Raw genomic sequence first — 15940 nt, 5'->3', positions numbered from 1 at the left:
ATCTATCTCACATCCTTATAGATTTTAACTAACTTATTTGTAGGTGTTCCTAGCAAATAGAGAAATTTTATTTTGTGCATTAATAGATGAGTTCTCAATTGTCCACCCATCTTAAATCTTCTAGCTGAAGTACCTATAGGTGTACTAATCAATTTTAATTTACCTATCTTCTTCATGCCAAGAGAAAACTCCCAATCCTCCATTATTTCCTGTTTAGGATATCCTCCTAGATTTTCAAACACTGATTTTTTAACAAAAATTCCTTGATCCCCAAAGTATAGTCCTAAATATTTAGCCCTAAGATTGGAGGTTACTGATATATATTTCATAAATAATGTATTGTAATCGTAAAACTCCAGTGAAAAGCCTCCACCAACGGATCCTTCATCTATAGCTAAATGAATTTCTTCAATAGAATTCTCTTTAATAACTGAATCGGAATGAACAAACCACAATATATCTCCATTAGCTTTTTCCGCACCTTTATTCATCTGATTTGCTCTTCCTTTTTCACTACATACTACCTTAGCAAATCTCTCTGCAATTTCTTTTGTTTTATCCCTGCTTCCTCCATCTACTACAATGACCTCTTTATCACCCTTTAATCCATTAAATTGGGTTAATGTTTTTTCAATATTTTTTTCTTCATTTAATACAGGAATTATAATCGATACCATATTTACCACCATCATTAAAGAATTTTTTAAGCTTCATTATGAAGTGAAGCTTTAATCATATGTAATACAAATACTAAGATTTGTTATTCATGAGGATAGAAAATTCCTTTTGAAAAGTCTATTTTTAGCCTTACATTTTCTCCTACATTGATCCCCATGTACTCACTAGATATTACTTTTAATTCTTTTCCTTCTACTTCCACAGTGTAGTGCACCTTATCTCCTAAGTATCTTTTCTTTTTTACAACACCATTCATACTACAATCTTCAGTTTCACATAAAAGTTCTATCTTCTCTGGCTTTATCATCATTTTTCCACTTTTTATAAGAGGTAAGTCTACTTGAAAGCTTCCAAATTTACATTCAAATATTCCATTTTTGACAGAACCCTCTATATAATTCTTTTCTCCAAAGAAATCTGCAACTGATGAACTTACAGGTTTTTCATAAATATTTTCTGGAGTATCAAACTGAGGGATTTCCCCATCTATCATTACTGCAATTTTATCTGACATCATTAGTGCTTCTTCTTTATCATGGGTAACCAAAATAGTTGTTATTCCTAGCTTCCTTTGTATGCCTAACACTAGTTCTCTCATCTCTTCTCTCAGTCTTATATCTAGATTTGAAAAAGGTTCATCCAATAAAAGAACTTTAGGTTCAATAGCCAATGCTCTTCCCAGTGCAACTCGCTGTCTTTGACCTCCAGATAATTCCTTTGGGTATCTTTTCTCCAGTCCCTGAAGCTTTAACAAGCTTACTATTTCTGCAACCTTATTTTTTCTGATGCTTTTCTTTATTCCAGCCATCTTAAGTCCGAAACCAATGTTATCTTCTATATTTAGATGAGGAAATAGTAAATGATCCTGAAATACAATTACCGTCTTCCGTTTCTCTGCTTGCACATTTAAAATAGAGGCTTCATCTAAAATTATATCTCCGCTGTCAGGTTCAATAAGTCCAGCAATGATCTTTAACGTAGTACTTTTTCCACATCCAGATTCACCTAAAAGTGATACTATTTCACCATCAGCTATAAAAAAATTAATATCCTTTAATACTTTTATGTCATCAAAACTTTTATTCAAATTTTTCATCTGTAATTTAGTCATATATCTTTCTCCTAAATATGAAGTTAAATTGAACCCATTCCTTAACCTAATTATTATTTAAAAATAATATAATCTGCTATATATAAAAATGATTTTCTACTGTGTAGTAAGCCTTTACTCTTTTTTCTATTACAATTAAAAGTACCAAGGTAGCTACAATAAATACAATACTATAGCAGGATGCTATCATTCTATCTCCGCTTTGAATAAATGGAAACATAACCATTGGAAGTGTTACAATATTTCCTCCACCCACTATAAAAGTTAAAAAATACTGACTAAAGGATACTATAAATACTAAACCTGCCGCTGATATTAAACCTGGAGATATTAAGGGTAAGGTTACATAAAAAAAGGTTTGTATCTTGCTTGCACCTAGTGTTGTTGCCTGAAACTCCATAGACTCACCTAAAGCTTCAAATACATTAGTAAGTATTCTTATACCATAAGGCAAGCATGGTACTAAGTGGACTAACACTACTCCTAAAAAGGTATTGGCAAGTCCTATCTTTATAAAGAATACCTGAATACCAATCCCCACCGCTACCGGTGAAATAATAAGTGGCAGAAGCACAAGTAATTTAAAAAAGCCTTTTCCTTTAAATTCATATAAGCCTAAAGCTCTAGCCGCTGGCACACTTATCACTAAAGTAATTATAGTAACTACAAAGGATAACCCAATACTATATAAAAGTATTTTCATTGAATTACCATCACCGGTTAAAAAGTAAGCAGCTCCCCTTAGACTATACTCAGTAGGCAGAACATAAGGCCAAGGCCATCTTTTACTAAAGCCCCATAAAATTAAAACCGTTAGTGGAAGAAGAATTAAAAAAACAGCCAAATAGATAATAATATTAAAAATAACATTTTTCTTCATAAATCTCCCATACTCCTCTGTGAAATTAATACCTTGCCCAACTCAAAACTTTAACTCTATACATTTCTCCAAAACAAACTGAAGGCTTTATCCGATGACTACCCGCTCTAATACTTCTCTTCCTACCGTCAGAGAAGTAAAGCGCGTCTACGCCCCTGGATTCGTTCAACTAAGACTCAGGTGGGTCCCTGCCCACCTGAGTTAAGTTGTCACTTCATCATAAATCCATACTATTACTAAGGAAATAAAGGTTAAAACAACATTTAAAGCCATTGCATAAGGTCTATTTAAAATATCCGGATTTGTATACTCTATAAAAGCCCTTACTGGCAAAGTTTTTGGAGTAGTTGGTCCAAGCAAATATGGAACTTCAAATGCTCCAAAGGAAAATGCAAATATAATAATAAAGGAAGATATAATTGAAGGCCATGATAAAGGAAGCATCACATGCCAGAAAAACTGTCTTCTGCTAGCTCCTAAATTCACGGCCACTTCCTCAAGACTTTTATTTATATTACTTATAAATGTATATACTACCATAGCCACAAAGGGTATTTCCTTCCAAATATAACATATTACAATTCCAACTCCAAACTTATCAAAAATTAAGCTTGGAAAATCAGATTGTGCTTTTATTATGCCAAGATGATATAAAATTCTAGGCAGCAGGCCGCTTTGAGATAAAATATTAAACATCAAAAAGGCCGCAACCATATGAGGTACTATTATTGGAAGTATGTATAATATTTTTTCAATACTTTTCCTATGTTTGTTAACAATCATAGAATAAGCTAATGCTACCCCAACTATAACTGCAATTGTTGATGAAAATAAAGAAATATTTAAGCTGAATCTTAATGATTCTAAAAAACCTTTATCCGTAATTATAGAAATATAGTATTTAAGGGTTAGCTCTCTAAGCCCTATAATAGGCATATAACCTAAGCTTTGGGATAGAGCGATTACTATACCGGATGTTAATATTCCTAATAAAACAATTGCAGCGGGAAGGAGTAGTATATATGGCTTTATCTCTTTTTTCATTATCTCCCCTCCCCTTATATACTAATTCTTACTTAGGCATCTTCAAAAAAATAACTAGTCAGTATGCTAGTCTATTTTGTATTATACTGCGTTGGTAGAACCCTTAGATAGCCCAACTATCTGCGGAACCTGCCTCCTTGTCTAACACAAAATAACCATCGCATCTTTGACTTGTTATTTTCTTTCAGATGCCTTATCTCCTGGAATTTGCTCTAACCAAATTTTTTCTATAATAGGTACTAATTGTGCTGGAACTTCAGGTACTCTATGCTTTAATAATGTTTCCTGAGGCATTACCCCTTCTCCAAGCTTAATATCTTCAAACTTTTTCTTTTCCTCTGCTGAAAGCTTGCTGTTATCTAAAACGGGTAAATCTCCCCATCCTTCTGGATTATATTTTGATGCTTGTGCTTCAACAGTAATTATTTCATTTATAACCGCCATTGCTCCTGCTTTATTAGTAGAATTGAATGGTATTGCTAAGAAATGGGTATTTCCTACAGTTCCCTTATCAAAGATAAAGCTTTGTGTACCCTTAGGATATTCACCACTCTTTACTTTTGCAGGTATTGAGTAAGGATTATAAGACATACTCATTAATAATTGATTATCAGCATACATATTATCTATTTGAGCAATAGTTGCTGGATACGTCTTTCCGCCATTCCATAAATAAGGCTTTAACTGCTTTAAATAATCCATAGCCGGCTGAATTACATTCTCCACTGATTCCTTATCTGCCTTAGCATTGGCTATTTTGTCATATCCAACAGTCTCATATATGATGTTTCTTACAAAAGCACTTCCAGTAAAATCAGGCAGTGCAGGATATGTGAACTTTCCTGGATTTTCCTTTACAAACTTTAATAACTCTTCTGCACTGGAAGGTGTTTTTGACACCTTGTTGCCGTTATATACCATTACTAATTGTGCTTTTCCATAAGGCACTTCATATCCTTCTACAGAATATCCAAAATCAGATTTCACCTCTATTGAATCTTTATCTATGTACTTATTAAAATTCGGAAGCTTTTCTGCAAAAGGCCCAAAGAGTGTTCCTACTTGTTTTGCTGTATAAAAGTTTTCTCCATTAATCCAAACTACATCAATGGTTCCCTTTGAATTATTAGCTTGTTTATCTCCAAGTAACTTATTTAATATGTCCTCAATATTCATAGGAACTCTTTTTAGTGTTATATCATAACGGTCCTTTAAGGTCTTAGTTAAATAATCATCAATCCATTTATTGGTTGTCTCACTTCCACCCCAACCATAAAAATTAACAGTTTTTCCTTTAGCCTCTTTTAATATGGTATCCCATTCCTTATTCATTACATTGTCAGTTGTGTCCTTACTTTTAGTGCTACACCCAAAAGAACCTAAAGATAGCATAAAAACCATAAATAATGCCAATACTTTCTTCATAATTTTTTCCTCCATTATTAATATGTCTATTCTTGTAGAATTCTATATTATTATATCATGTATCCATTAAATAACGTCTAACTATAAACAATACTTATAGTTAGATCTTCTATTATAACGTTTTATTATAATCACTTGCATAAACTCTAAATTACACTCTAAAATGAATATGTAATTATAAAAAATAATCTTAGAAGGAGTGATATTATGAAAAAGAAATTACATACTATTTTTCTTTGTATTGCCATGGTTGCTATACTTGTAACTGGCTGTGCTTCTAAAAGTGAGCCAAAGACTCAGTCAAATAGTTCAGCAGATAATAAGTCTGCTCAGACTGTGGCAAAGACAAAGGTATTTGTATCTGCAGATTGGGTAAAAAGTGTAATCGATGGCAAACAGCCAGAGTCAAAAGATTACAAAATCATCCAAGTAGCCTGGGGTCCAGTTAGTGATGATAAGGACTATCAATCAGCCCATATACCAGGAGCAGTACATATGAACACAGATGAAATCGAAGAATCAACTTACTGGAACATAAGAACAGGTGACGAAATTAAAAAGGTTATGGCCAACTATGGAATAACAAAGGATACCACTGTTATTGTTTATGGTGCTGACTCAGGTGCTACCAGAGTTGCATTTGTATGTCTTTGGGCTGGAGTTGAAAACGTAAAAATAATTAATGGTGGTTTAAATGCCTGGACAAAAGCAGGATATGCAACTAATAAGGATATAGAAAATCCAAAAGCAACAACTAAAGACTTTGGTGTAGCAATACCAGCACACCCAGAGTACGTTTTGTCTATGCCTAAAGACGTAAAGGCTGAAATGGAAAAAAACAATAAATTTAGATTGGTTAGTATAAGAAGTTTAGATGAATTTGAAGGCAAAAAAAGTGGCTACAGCTATATAAAAAGAGCTGGTGAACCACAAGGAGCTCTATGGGGTCATGACGAAAAGGACTACTACAATTCTGATGGAACCTTTATTGATTTTGATAAAGCTGTGGCAATGTGGAAAGAACAGGGAGTTACAAAAGATAACGAAATCGCATTTTACTGCGGTACTGGCTGGAGAGCAACTATTCCTTGGTTAATGGCCTATGAAAATGGATGGAAGAATGTAAAATTGTATGATGGTGGATGGTTCGTATGGCAAATGGATACAAATAATCCTGTACAAGCTATTACACCAGAACAAGCAGCAGCTAAATACAAGTAAACTTAATAAACAGAATGTCTGATTGCTAGAAGGCTTTCAGACATTTTTATTTAGAAAAGAAAGATGAGTCTGCAGCTGCAAGCTCATCTTTTTAAATATACAAGAATTTTTATATTCTGTATCAGTGCAATAATCCCTAATATCAAACTAATAAAGTAATAGGATCGATAACTTTCAGTTGAATATACTAAAGTGAAAATTGCAAATACAAGAGTTATTATGACTTCCATTATTAACATTGATAAAGCTTTTTTATCAATATAGATATCTTTTTTTATCTTTACATATAAAAGTATAATAATACAAAATAGCACTAAAAATGCAATTGCAGCATATTGTAATGCAGGAACTGGATATTTAGCTTCCCACGTGCGGTTTATATATACTACATACCGCATCATTCCCATCTTTTTCATAGAGAAAAATTGTATACCACATGCTGTAATCAGAAAAATCACTTGAAATATTGTGAATATCCAATAAAAGATTTTCTTCATTATAAATATATCTCCTTCTTTCAATCCGGACCTTTGTATAAATTGTATTATATATCTAATTAAATGTAAATAAATTAGCATCAGTATCTCTACCAATGCTAATTTTTTATATATAATTAAGAGGGGAACTTAATATATATCTATTTATATTTTATTTACTTAGATTCTCTAACATTTTATCTGCTTCTCTACTAGCTAACGCTAATGTTATTAATGCTGTCATTATGTACAATAAACTAACTACTATTTGATTCATAATAGTACCTCCTTAAAGGAATTTTCTCTAAGATGTAATATCTTAGGACACTTATTATTATAAATAGTAATTGTTACAATATTATGTCATAGGTATTAAATTCATATTTCATTTTCGTGAACATTTTGTAAATAAAATAAGCACCTCGATTTCTCCAGGTGCTTTTATTTCAAATTTGTCTCATACTTTTAACATTATGAGCCTATAAATATTAACTCTATCTTCAAAAACTCTATATATTTTTAATTTTTAACATTTCCAAACAAAATCTTGATTGGAGTCCATTGAGACATTTCAATTTGTACTCTTCTCCCATCCATATATGTTACAAGATTCTCTCTATTTGATTCCTTGTTTAACACTACCTCAAATCCATATGACTTAAATAAATCATATTGTTCTTTCTGCCAATCTGCAGCTCCGTTTTCCCTAAATCTATTATTTGTATACAATCTAGGATCATCTAAAATTTTGTATAGATTACTACCCTCTGTAGGTAAAATCCAATTAAGTATTAACTTGATTTTTTCATCAAACTCAGCATCACTGCCATTCACAAAAAATCCCATTTCATTATCTGTTGGAGTACCATCGTAATATTTGCCGTTATAACTACATAAACTAGCATAATCGAAATTTATACTCCCATTAGGTCCGTATTTATTATACTTTACTGCGTTGTCAACATTTGGTGCTTTACAAAATCCTAACTCTAAAGATTTATTTAGTATTTCATCACCAGTCAATCTTTTTTCTGATGTAGCTGTAATTTGTTTATTTCCCTTAAGGTTATCCACTGAGACTGAAAAAATTTCATTACCTACAGCAGTAAGTTCTTTTTCTTTTAGAAAATTTGTTACATCTGTTCCACAACCATAATCATATAACATTATAGGTTTGTTTGTTTTATAACTATATACCGATGCACATAATGCATCTTTATAATCCTTACCTGTAGCCACTGTGACACCACTTGATGACGGTGCGAAATTCTGCACTATCTTTAATGCTGTTGCATATCTGTCTGCCCCACCTAGTCGAGAAACACTTATCCCCATATCACTTAGTTTTTTTGATATGCCCTCTGATATTACTCCTGTTCCACCTAGTATAGTTACATTTTTTATGTTCCAATCTCCTAAGGCTTTCTTCGTAGATTCATTTAATTCGTCTTTTCCTGTTAACAAGATAGGAGAACCAGTTTTACCAGCAAAGGTTGAACCTGCTAAAGCATCTGCAAAACCATAGGCATTACTTAAAAATACTGTATTTGATTTACTTTTACTAATTACCTCTTGTCCTACTGCTACCGCTGTATCAAATCTATCTTTACCGCATAGTCTTACCACATCAAAATTATTGTTTCTCAGATAATCTTCTGTTTTTTGACTTACAGACCCTATGCCTCCTAGTATATATACTTTCTTTGCTTTTAAGCGATCTATTTCTTTATAAGTTTTATCCCTTAGATCTGCTTGTACCTTTCTAACAGATTCAGTGTACTTAGGATCCAAACTTACCTCAGCATTAAATATTATTGGTGCATTTAATTGAATTCCTAGAGTAGTTCCAGATAGTGCATCTGGAAAATCATCTGAACTTGTCATTATAATGGAATCTGATTCATCCCATCCTGCTTGACTGACACTGGTTCCTACTTCGACACAATTCCATCCTGTTATCTTAGTAACATTAGAATTTTGTACTGCATCCGCAGCTTGTACTTCTTTTAAATTACCTAGAGATGTGATTATACCTGTTGCTAATGCTATAGCAAGTATGACTGTTCTTTTGTTCATTATAGTTTTTCTCCTTTGCAAAGTTAAGTTAAACCCAAATTCTATATATACGTATTTTAACAAAATAATGCATTATATTCCACTATTTTAACTATTCCTATAGATAAAAAATAAAGCATGTGGCTCTAATAAAATATTTGTAGAAACCACACGCTTCATTAATTATTTCTTATTCTTAGAACGTATATCTGCCCATACAGCTAGCAAAAGAATAAGTCCTTTTACTATGTACTGCCAGAATGGCTGAGTGTTTAACATGCTCATTCCGTTATCAATAGTAGCCATTACCAAAGCTCCAACTAAAGCTCCAGAAACAGTTCCTGTACCACCGGCTAAGCTTGCTCCACCTATTACGCAGGATGCTATTGCATCAAGTTCTGCGTTAGTTCCCGCTGAAACTGAACCTGCATTTAATCTTGAAGTAAGCAATATTCCAGCTATTGCTGCTAATAGACCATTAAATGCATATATCATTAATACTTGTTTATTTACATTTATACCAGAAAGCTTAGCTGCCTCCTTATTTCCACCAATTGCATATATTCTTCTTCCAAAAACCGTACTGCCTGCCATGTAAGAGAATATTATAGCAAATATAATCATTATGAAAACTGGTAATGGAAATCCTGAATAATCATTAAGTATCGCCACTACAGCAATTATGCCTATGGCTATTAAAACAATCTTTATTATATCATTTCTTTTTGGAGAAACTTCTAATCCGTATTGAAGCTTCTTTTTTCTATTGTTACTTATGATGTAAGCACTTATTGCAATAGTTGCTACAGCAATTCCATAACCTACTACACTAGGAAAATATGCTTGTCCAACTACTTTCATACCTTCCGATAAAGGAGCTATAGTATTACCTTTACTGATTCCAATTAAAATACCTCTAAAAACTAGTAGACCTGCTAATGTTACTATAAAAGATGGTACTTTTTTATAAGCTACCCACCAGCCATTCCAGAAACCAAGTACAAGTCCAAGGGCTAGTGTTATAATTATAGTTGTTACTGCTCCCATGTTAAACCATACGTTTAATATGGCAGCTATTCCTCCTAGTAAACCCAGCATAGAACCAACTGATAAATCAATTTCTCCTAAAATAATTATAAAAACCATACCTATTGCTAATATTCCAGTAATAGACATCTGTCTTAGCAGGTTAGATAAATTTCTTGTAGATAGAAAGTTTCCATCTGTAGTAATTGTAAATATCACCCATATAGCAACTAATGCTAATAACATTGTATACATTTTAGATTTTAATATTCCGCTCTTTTTAGCTTTGTTTTTTACCGCCATTGTTTCAACTTTACTTTCCATTACTATTACCTCCTATGGCACACTGCATAATCGTTTCCTGTGTTAAACCTATATTGTCAAAATCACCTTTGATTTCTCCTTCATGCATTACAAGTACTCTATCACTTATACCCAGAACCTCTGGTAATTCTGAAGATACCATAATAATTGAAATACCCATTTTTACCAGCTTAAACATAAGTTTATATATTTCATATTTTGCCCCTACATCAATTCCTCTGGTAGGCTCATCCAAAATTAAGATTTGAGGTCCTATTAGTAGGTTTTTTGCTAGTACCACCTTTTGTTGATTTCCTCCACTTAAACTTTTTACATCTAAATCTATACTTGATGTTTTTATCTTTAACTCATCTACAAGTCTCATAACATCAATGATTTCAGTATCTTTATTCAAATAATCCAGTTTTCCTTGATATTTTATTAAATTAGCAAGGGTGATATTGTTTCTAACAGACATAATACCAACTATACCATGCCTTTTTCTATCTTCAGGAACCATTGCAATTCCTTTTTTCAAAGCCTCATCAGGGTTACTTATGTTTATTTTCTTATCTAAATAATATACATCTCCATTACGCCTACCCTCGTAACTGCCGAATATACTTGATACTAATTCAGTTCTTCCAGAACCAACTAGTCCTGCTATACCCAGTATTTCACCGCGCTTTAAATGGAAATTTGCATTTTTAACTCTAAACTTCTCTTTGTTAGTTGTATCATATACATTAAAATTTTTAACCTCTAGTACTTTCTCACCAATTTCATGGTCTTCCCTTGGAAACAAATCTGTCATTTCTCTGCCGACCATCATATTAATTATTTTATCTTGATTTAAATTTTCAATAGGCTCTGTAGCTATACTTTTTCCGTCTCGTATAATTGTTACCGTATCTGATAATTCCATAACTTCATTTAATCTATGTGATATATATATACATGTAACTCCCTTTTTTCTGAGGTCCTTCATGATACCCATTAATGTTTCAACTTCACTATCAGTTAGTGGTGCTGTAGGCTCATCTAAGATAAGTACATTAGAATTTTTTGAAAGGGCTTTTGCTATTTCTACCAGCTGTTGTTGTCCAATACCTAATTCTTTAATTAGTGTAGTAGGATTTATGTTTAACTTAACTTCCTTTAATAATTCCGCTGTTTTATTATACATTGCATTAAAATCAACAATGTGATTACGGCTTATTTCATTTCCTATAAAAATATTTTCTGCCACTGACAACTCTTTTATAAGAGCCAGCTCCTGATGTATTATGGCAATACCTACCTTTTCTGAATCTTTAATTCCTTTCATATGTAGCTTTTGGCCATCATATACAATATCTCCTGTATAGGTTCCGGAAGGATATACTCCACTTAATACTTTCATTAGTGTAGATTTACCAGCACCATTTTCACCACAAAGGGCATGTATTTCTCCTTTTCTTACTTTTAAACAAACATTATCTAAAGCTTTGACTCCAGAGAATTCCTTAGTTATGTTATTCATCTCTAAAATGTATTCACCCATCTAGTATACCCACCTTTCATTGAAGCAAGATCTTAATTCAGATGAGGATTCTTTTACCCCAACTGTGAGCCTGGAAACTGTATATACAGTTTCCAGACTTTAAACCTATTTAGGCCATTTATCCTTTGGTACGTTTTTATAAACTTCTTCTAATTTATGAAAATCATCTTTAATTACTGTGTCTTTCATGTTTTCAGCTGTTACAGATATAGGAGTCAGAAGTAAAGACTTAACATCTTTCTTTCCATTATTAACAGTACCATTTGTAGCTAAATCTTCACCATTTGCCATTTTTACTGATAACTCAGCAGCTTTTGTTGCCAAATCTTTTATAGGCTTATAAACTGTCATTGATTGTTTACCTTCAACTACCCTTTGACACCCAGCTAAGTCGGCATCTTGTCCAGATATAGCAACTTTTCCATCAAGCTTCTGTGAAGCTAAAGCCTGTATTGCTCCTCCTGCAGTACTATCATTTGAAGCTACTACAGCATCAATTTTATTACTATTAGCTGTAAGTGCATTTTCCATGATTTTTAGTGCCTCTTCTGGTAACCAGTCCTTTGCCCATTGATCTCCAACTATTTTTATATCACCTTTATCAACAAGTGGTTTTATAACATTCATCTGTCCTTGTCTAAATAATTTAGCATTATTATCTGTTGGGGATCCACCCATCATAAAGTAGCTTCCTTTTGGAACTTTATCCACTATAGCCTTTCCTTGTAATTCTCCAACTTTAACGTTATCAAAAGATATGTAGTTATCTAAATCGCTGTTTGTTATCAATCTGTCATAAGCAAGCACTTTTATTTTGCTTTTATGTGCCTCTTCAACTATTGGTGCCATAGTTTGTCCATTGTGAGGAATAATAACAAGAACATCTACACCCTGAGAAATTAGGTTTTCTGCCTGAGAGTATTGAGTCGTATCATCACCATTTGCTGATTGAACTATAACTTCTGCGCCTAATTTTTCTGCGGCTGCAGTGAATAAATCTCTATCATGCTGCCATCTTTCTAATCTTAAGTCATCAATGCTTAGTCCTATTTTTACCTTTTTCTTTGTACTTGCAGTACCAGAAGTTCCTTTAGATGAACAACCAACAAAACTTGAAAAAGTAAAGATTGATATTGCTCCAATACATATTAGTTTTATTAACTTTTTTGATAACATATTTTTTCCCCCTTAATACATTTTCTTGATTACGTTTACATTATATTTTATTTCTCTATATACATCCATGTACTATGTTGCTTAGTGCATGTATTAGTTTGCCTTCTCGAGAGCAAAGTTTTGCTACAAAAAATTGCAATAGGACAAAGTTTTACTATAGAAAAGCAGCCTATAGCAAAAACTTGCTATAGGCTGCTTTTCTGTTTTTTATCTAATAACTACCGGGTCTAATACTTCCCAATAAGTTTGTAAATTATATTAAGAACTCTGTTTATATTCTGATGGACTCATCCCAACATATTTTTTAAAAGCTTTGCTAAAGTAGTTAGGATCATTATATCCAACTTCATAACATACTTCCTTTATATTTGAGTCTACCTTTGACAATAATTCTTTTGCCTTATCCATTCTTATAGAAGTTAACTTTTCTGAAAAAGTTACTCCAAATATCTCTTTAAATGTTCTGCTGAAATAATAAAAGCTTAAATTAAATTTCTTTGCTGTTTTTTCTAAGCTTATATCTTTACTATAATTTTCCGTGATATAATTTACTACCTTATAAAAAGTCTCTTTATGCTGAACTTTATTTTCACTGTCATTTGATATCCCCAAATCTATTTTGTCTAAATCATTATAATGTATTACCTTAAGATTACTTTGTTTAAACTCCATACATCTACAAGCTTCTGAGTATGATATGTTCATACTTTCTAAGGAATTATGTACACTACCAATACCAATTGTTGATGACAGATTAAACTTATTTCTTATTTCATATGCCATAGACCTACCAATACTAATTGAATTTTCAACAACTGGATAATCCGCTGCATCTTCATCACAGTCTACGAAAAAGGTTATATACTCCATAAACTTATGACTGTAAACAACTCTATGTGTCTTAGTTATAAATTCTTTTAGATATTCTCCAACCTTCATTCTTAATTTTTTTTCATTATATTTATCTAGGCGCACTAGGATGCAGTAACCTTTTTTAAAACTAACACCTAAATATTTCATATAATTATCATAATCTATACTATTTAAACTATCATCTACTATGCAGTAAGTTAATTCACTTTCCAACATTGGCATAACACTGCCCATTCTTTCTTCAACTTCCATTTGGCTTTTCAATTTTTCTCTTTCAGTGTTTATAAACTTTAGTGCATAATCTATTTTCTCCAAAAGTCCCTCTCTATCAAAGGGTTTTAAAATATATTCTTTCACACCACATTCAATTGCTTCTTTTGCAAAATCGAAATAATCGTATGCAGTTAAAATCAAAAAGTAGGTATTGGGCAAAAAGCTTTTTATCTTTTTTATAACTTGTATCCCATCTATTCCTGGCATTTTAATGTCTGTCATTATAATATCAGGCTTTTCCATATCACCTATTTGAATTGCTTCTCTTCCGTGCTTTGCTTCCAGTAATACTATTTCATCACTATATTTACTATTTATAATAGACTTTAAACTCTCTCTCTCAAGTTTTTCATCATCCACAATTAATATTTTTATCATAATTTACAGCACTCCCTTTAACTGGTATTTTCAAAAATACTTTTGTGCCTATATTTACTTTGCTTTCTATTTGAAGTATATCGTTACTGTGGTATAGCAGCTGCAGCCTTTTTACAACATTTCCAACGCCTATTCCAGTTGCATGGCCGCTATATTTTGTTTCATTACTAATTGAGTTGATTTTCCGTAATGTTTCCTCATCTATTCCACATCCATTATCCTCAATCAATATTATACAAATATCTTTAAGCCTTTCTATTTTTATAAAGATCTCGCCTCCATCTTCTTTAGGTTCGATTCCATGTATAAAGGCATTTTCCACAATAGGTTGAATAGTCATACTTGGAACTTTTATATCTTCAATATTTCCATTTACTTCAATTTTGAATTTTACCCTATCCTCGAATCTAGTTTCTTGGATAAAAACATAATTTTTAACCACATCTAATTCATCCTGTAATGATACATACCTGTCAATATTCCTGAGATTATACCTCAGAAGTTCCGATATTGATTTGATAAGCTTTTCCGTTTCATAGGCTCCTTCAATTATTGAAATTTGAACTATACTGTTTAGGGTGTTAAATAAAAAATGAGGATTTATTTGAGATTGGAGCATTTTAATTTGTGTATGCTTTAATAGGTTCTCTATTTGAAGATTTTTCATTTGTTGATCCTTTAGTTGTCTTTCTACCTCTGCCTTTCTTTTTATAGATTCAATAAGTTTGTTAATTGCGGATGTCATAGAATTAAAACCTTTTGCTAAGACATCTATTTCATATATTTCTGTTTCAATTATACTTGAGTCTTTAAAATTACCTTTAGATACCTGTTTAGACTTTTTAACTAAACTATCCAGTGATTTGGCCAGTTTCCTTGAAAAGGATACAGAATACAATATACAAAAACCGATTATTATTACTATAAATGTGATTAGAGAACCATATACAATACTATTGTTTTTTACAATGTTCTTATATAATTGACTATTATAATTTAAAAAACTACTATTTAGTTTTTCTATATAAGTTTTGCAGTAGGATCCAATATTTTTCGTTTCAATAAATTCCTTGTAAAACTCCTCGTCTTTATTTAGTCTTTTATACTTAGTTATAGAGCTATCTCCATGTTGTTTATAGTTATCTAGTGTATTTTCTAAATCCCTAAGTATATATATAATTTCTTCGCTAGTGTTATCTCTTAACAGCAAAATTTTACCCTTAGCATTTTTATAATTTATTTCATATTGATTAAAGTCACTTAGGGCCTTTGTGTCTATATACTTGTCAAAATAAAATAACGAACTATCTATATCATTACTTATCTCATTAACTAATAGCATTTTCTTAATCATTACACTATAGGTTATTTCTATTTTTTTACTGATTAACACTGTAAATGCTTCAATTAATATCATAGATAGGATAGTAAATATAACAAAGGACATAAGTCTATTTTTTAAACTTTTTGTTTTCACT

Annotated in this window: 13 protein-coding genes; 1 reads left to right on the top strand and 12 read right to left on the bottom strand. The window is 31.8% G+C overall.

Translation table 11 applies throughout. From position 1 onward, the window contains the following. Positions 1 to 2: 2 nt before the first annotated feature. From CLMAG_RS19270 to CLMAG_RS19250, 5 genes are all read right to left on the bottom strand, one after another. Positions 3 to 677: a TIGR04283 family arsenosugar biosynthesis glycosyltransferase gene (locus tag CLMAG_RS19270; RefSeq protein ID WP_175562165.1), complete on the bottom strand. Its 675-nt coding sequence runs from the start codon at positions 675 to 677 to the stop codon at positions 3 to 5. A gap of 83 nt (positions 678 to 760) precedes the next feature. After that, on the bottom strand, positions 761 to 1789 hold the full coding sequence (locus CLMAG_RS19265; protein WP_066626404.1) for an ABC transporter ATP-binding protein: 1029 nt from the start codon (positions 1787 to 1789) through the stop codon (positions 761 to 763). 76 nt (positions 1790 to 1865) lie between these two features. Continuing rightward, on the bottom strand, positions 1866 to 2669 hold the full coding sequence (locus CLMAG_RS19260; protein WP_066626401.1) for an ABC transporter permease: 804 nt from the start codon (positions 2667 to 2669) through the stop codon (positions 1866 to 1868). Between the two features lie 201 nt (positions 2670 to 2870). Further along, the gene (locus tag CLMAG_RS19255) at positions 2871 to 3713 is read right to left on the bottom strand and encodes an ABC transporter permease (RefSeq protein WP_066626400.1); all 843 of its coding nucleotides are present in this window, start codon (positions 3711 to 3713) and stop codon (positions 2871 to 2873) included. Between the two features lie 174 nt (positions 3714 to 3887). Continuing rightward, positions 3888 to 5138: an ABC transporter substrate-binding protein gene (locus tag CLMAG_RS19250; RefSeq protein WP_066626399.1), complete on the bottom strand. Its 1251-nt coding sequence runs from the start codon at positions 5136 to 5138 to the stop codon at positions 3888 to 3890. A gap of 207 nt (positions 5139 to 5345) precedes the next feature. Between CLMAG_RS19250 and CLMAG_RS19245 the strand changes: the two genes are divergently transcribed. Beyond that, entirely contained in the window at positions 5346 to 6359 is a 1014-nt protein-coding gene (locus CLMAG_RS19245) for a sulfurtransferase (protein WP_066626398.1), read from the top strand. An 83-nt stretch (positions 6360 to 6442) separates the two neighbouring features. Here the strand turns inward: CLMAG_RS19245 and CLMAG_RS19240 are convergent, their stop codons facing one another. From CLMAG_RS19240 to CLMAG_RS19210, 7 genes are all read right to left on the bottom strand, one after another. Next, the gene (locus CLMAG_RS19240; RefSeq protein ID WP_066626397.1) at positions 6443 to 6856 is read right to left on the bottom strand and encodes a hypothetical protein; all 414 of its coding nucleotides are present in this window, start codon (positions 6854 to 6856) and stop codon (positions 6443 to 6445) included. Positions 6857 to 7354: 498 nt separating this feature from the next. After that, entirely contained in the window at positions 7355 to 8911 is a 1557-nt protein-coding gene (locus tag CLMAG_RS19235; RefSeq protein ID WP_066626396.1) for a cell wall-binding repeat-containing protein, read from the bottom strand. Between the two features lie 162 nt (positions 8912 to 9073). Then, positions 9074 to 10240, bottom strand: coding sequence for a sugar ABC transporter permease (locus CLMAG_RS19230; protein WP_066626394.1), 1167 nt, complete (start codon positions 10238 to 10240; stop codon positions 9074 to 9076). Further along, complete coding sequence (locus CLMAG_RS19225) at positions 10230 to 11762, bottom strand: xylose ABC transporter ATP-binding protein (RefSeq protein WP_066626392.1); 1533 nt, start codon at positions 11760 to 11762, stop codon at positions 10230 to 10232. Before CLMAG_RS19225 ends, CLMAG_RS19230 begins: the two co-directional genes overlap by 11 nt. 105 nt (positions 11763 to 11867) lie before the next feature. Continuing rightward, positions 11868 to 12938, bottom strand: coding sequence for a D-xylose ABC transporter substrate-binding protein (gene xylF / locus CLMAG_RS19220; protein ID WP_066626391.1), 1071 nt, complete (start codon positions 12936 to 12938; stop codon positions 11868 to 11870). A gap of 258 nt (positions 12939 to 13196) precedes the next feature. Further along, positions 13197 to 14462: a response regulator gene (locus CLMAG_RS19215; RefSeq protein WP_066626389.1), complete on the bottom strand. Its 1266-nt coding sequence runs from the start codon at positions 14460 to 14462 to the stop codon at positions 13197 to 13199. Then, entirely contained in the window at positions 14437 to 15939 is a 1503-nt protein-coding gene (locus CLMAG_RS19210) for a sensor histidine kinase (RefSeq protein ID WP_066626387.1), read from the bottom strand. The genes CLMAG_RS19215 and CLMAG_RS19210 overlap by 26 nt, the downstream gene beginning before the upstream one ends. Position 15940 lies beyond the last annotated feature (1 nt).

This window comes from Clostridium magnum DSM 2767, assembly GCF_001623875.1.
Lineage (GTDB): Bacteria > Bacillota > Clostridia > Clostridiales > Clostridiaceae > Clostridium_AM > Clostridium_AM magnum.
This window is presented reverse-complemented; position numbering and strand designations above follow the sequence as displayed.

Coding starts and splice junctions, on each gene's coding strand:
- CLMAG_RS19270 (WP_175562165.1), bottom strand. CDS start 677: ATGGTATCGATTATAATTCCTGTATTAAATGAAGAAAAAAATATTGAA.
- CLMAG_RS19265 (WP_066626404.1), bottom strand. CDS start 1,789: ATGACTAAATTACAGATGAAAAATTTGAATAAAAGTTTTGATGACATA.
- CLMAG_RS19260 (WP_066626401.1), bottom strand. CDS start 2,669: ATGAAGAAAAATGTTATTTTTAATATTATTATCTATTTGGCTGTTTTT.
- CLMAG_RS19255 (WP_066626400.1), bottom strand. CDS start 3,713: ATGAAAAAAGAGATAAAGCCATATATACTACTCCTTCCCGCTGCAATT.
- CLMAG_RS19250 (WP_066626399.1), bottom strand. CDS start 5,138: ATGAAGAAAGTATTGGCATTATTTATGGTTTTTATGCTATCTTTAGGT.
- CLMAG_RS19245 (WP_066626398.1), top strand. CDS start 5,346: ATGAAAAAGAAATTACATACTATTTTTCTTTGTATTGCCATGGTTGCT.
- CLMAG_RS19240 (WP_066626397.1), bottom strand. CDS start 6,856: ATGAAGAAAATCTTTTATTGGATATTCACAATATTTCAAGTGATTTTT.
- CLMAG_RS19235 (WP_066626396.1), bottom strand. CDS start 8,911: ATGAACAAAAGAACAGTCATACTTGCTATAGCATTAGCAACAGGTATA.
- CLMAG_RS19230 (WP_066626394.1), bottom strand. CDS start 10,240: ATGGAAAGTAAAGTTGAAACAATGGCGGTAAAAAACAAAGCTAAAAAG.
- CLMAG_RS19225 (WP_066626392.1), bottom strand. CDS start 11,762: ATGGGTGAATACATTTTAGAGATGAATAACATAACTAAGGAATTCTCT.
- xylF (WP_066626391.1), bottom strand. CDS start 12,938: ATGTTATCAAAAAAGTTAATAAAACTAATATGTATTGGAGCAATATCA.
- CLMAG_RS19215 (WP_066626389.1), bottom strand. CDS start 14,462: ATGATAAAAATATTAATTGTGGATGATGAAAAACTTGAGAGAGAGAGT.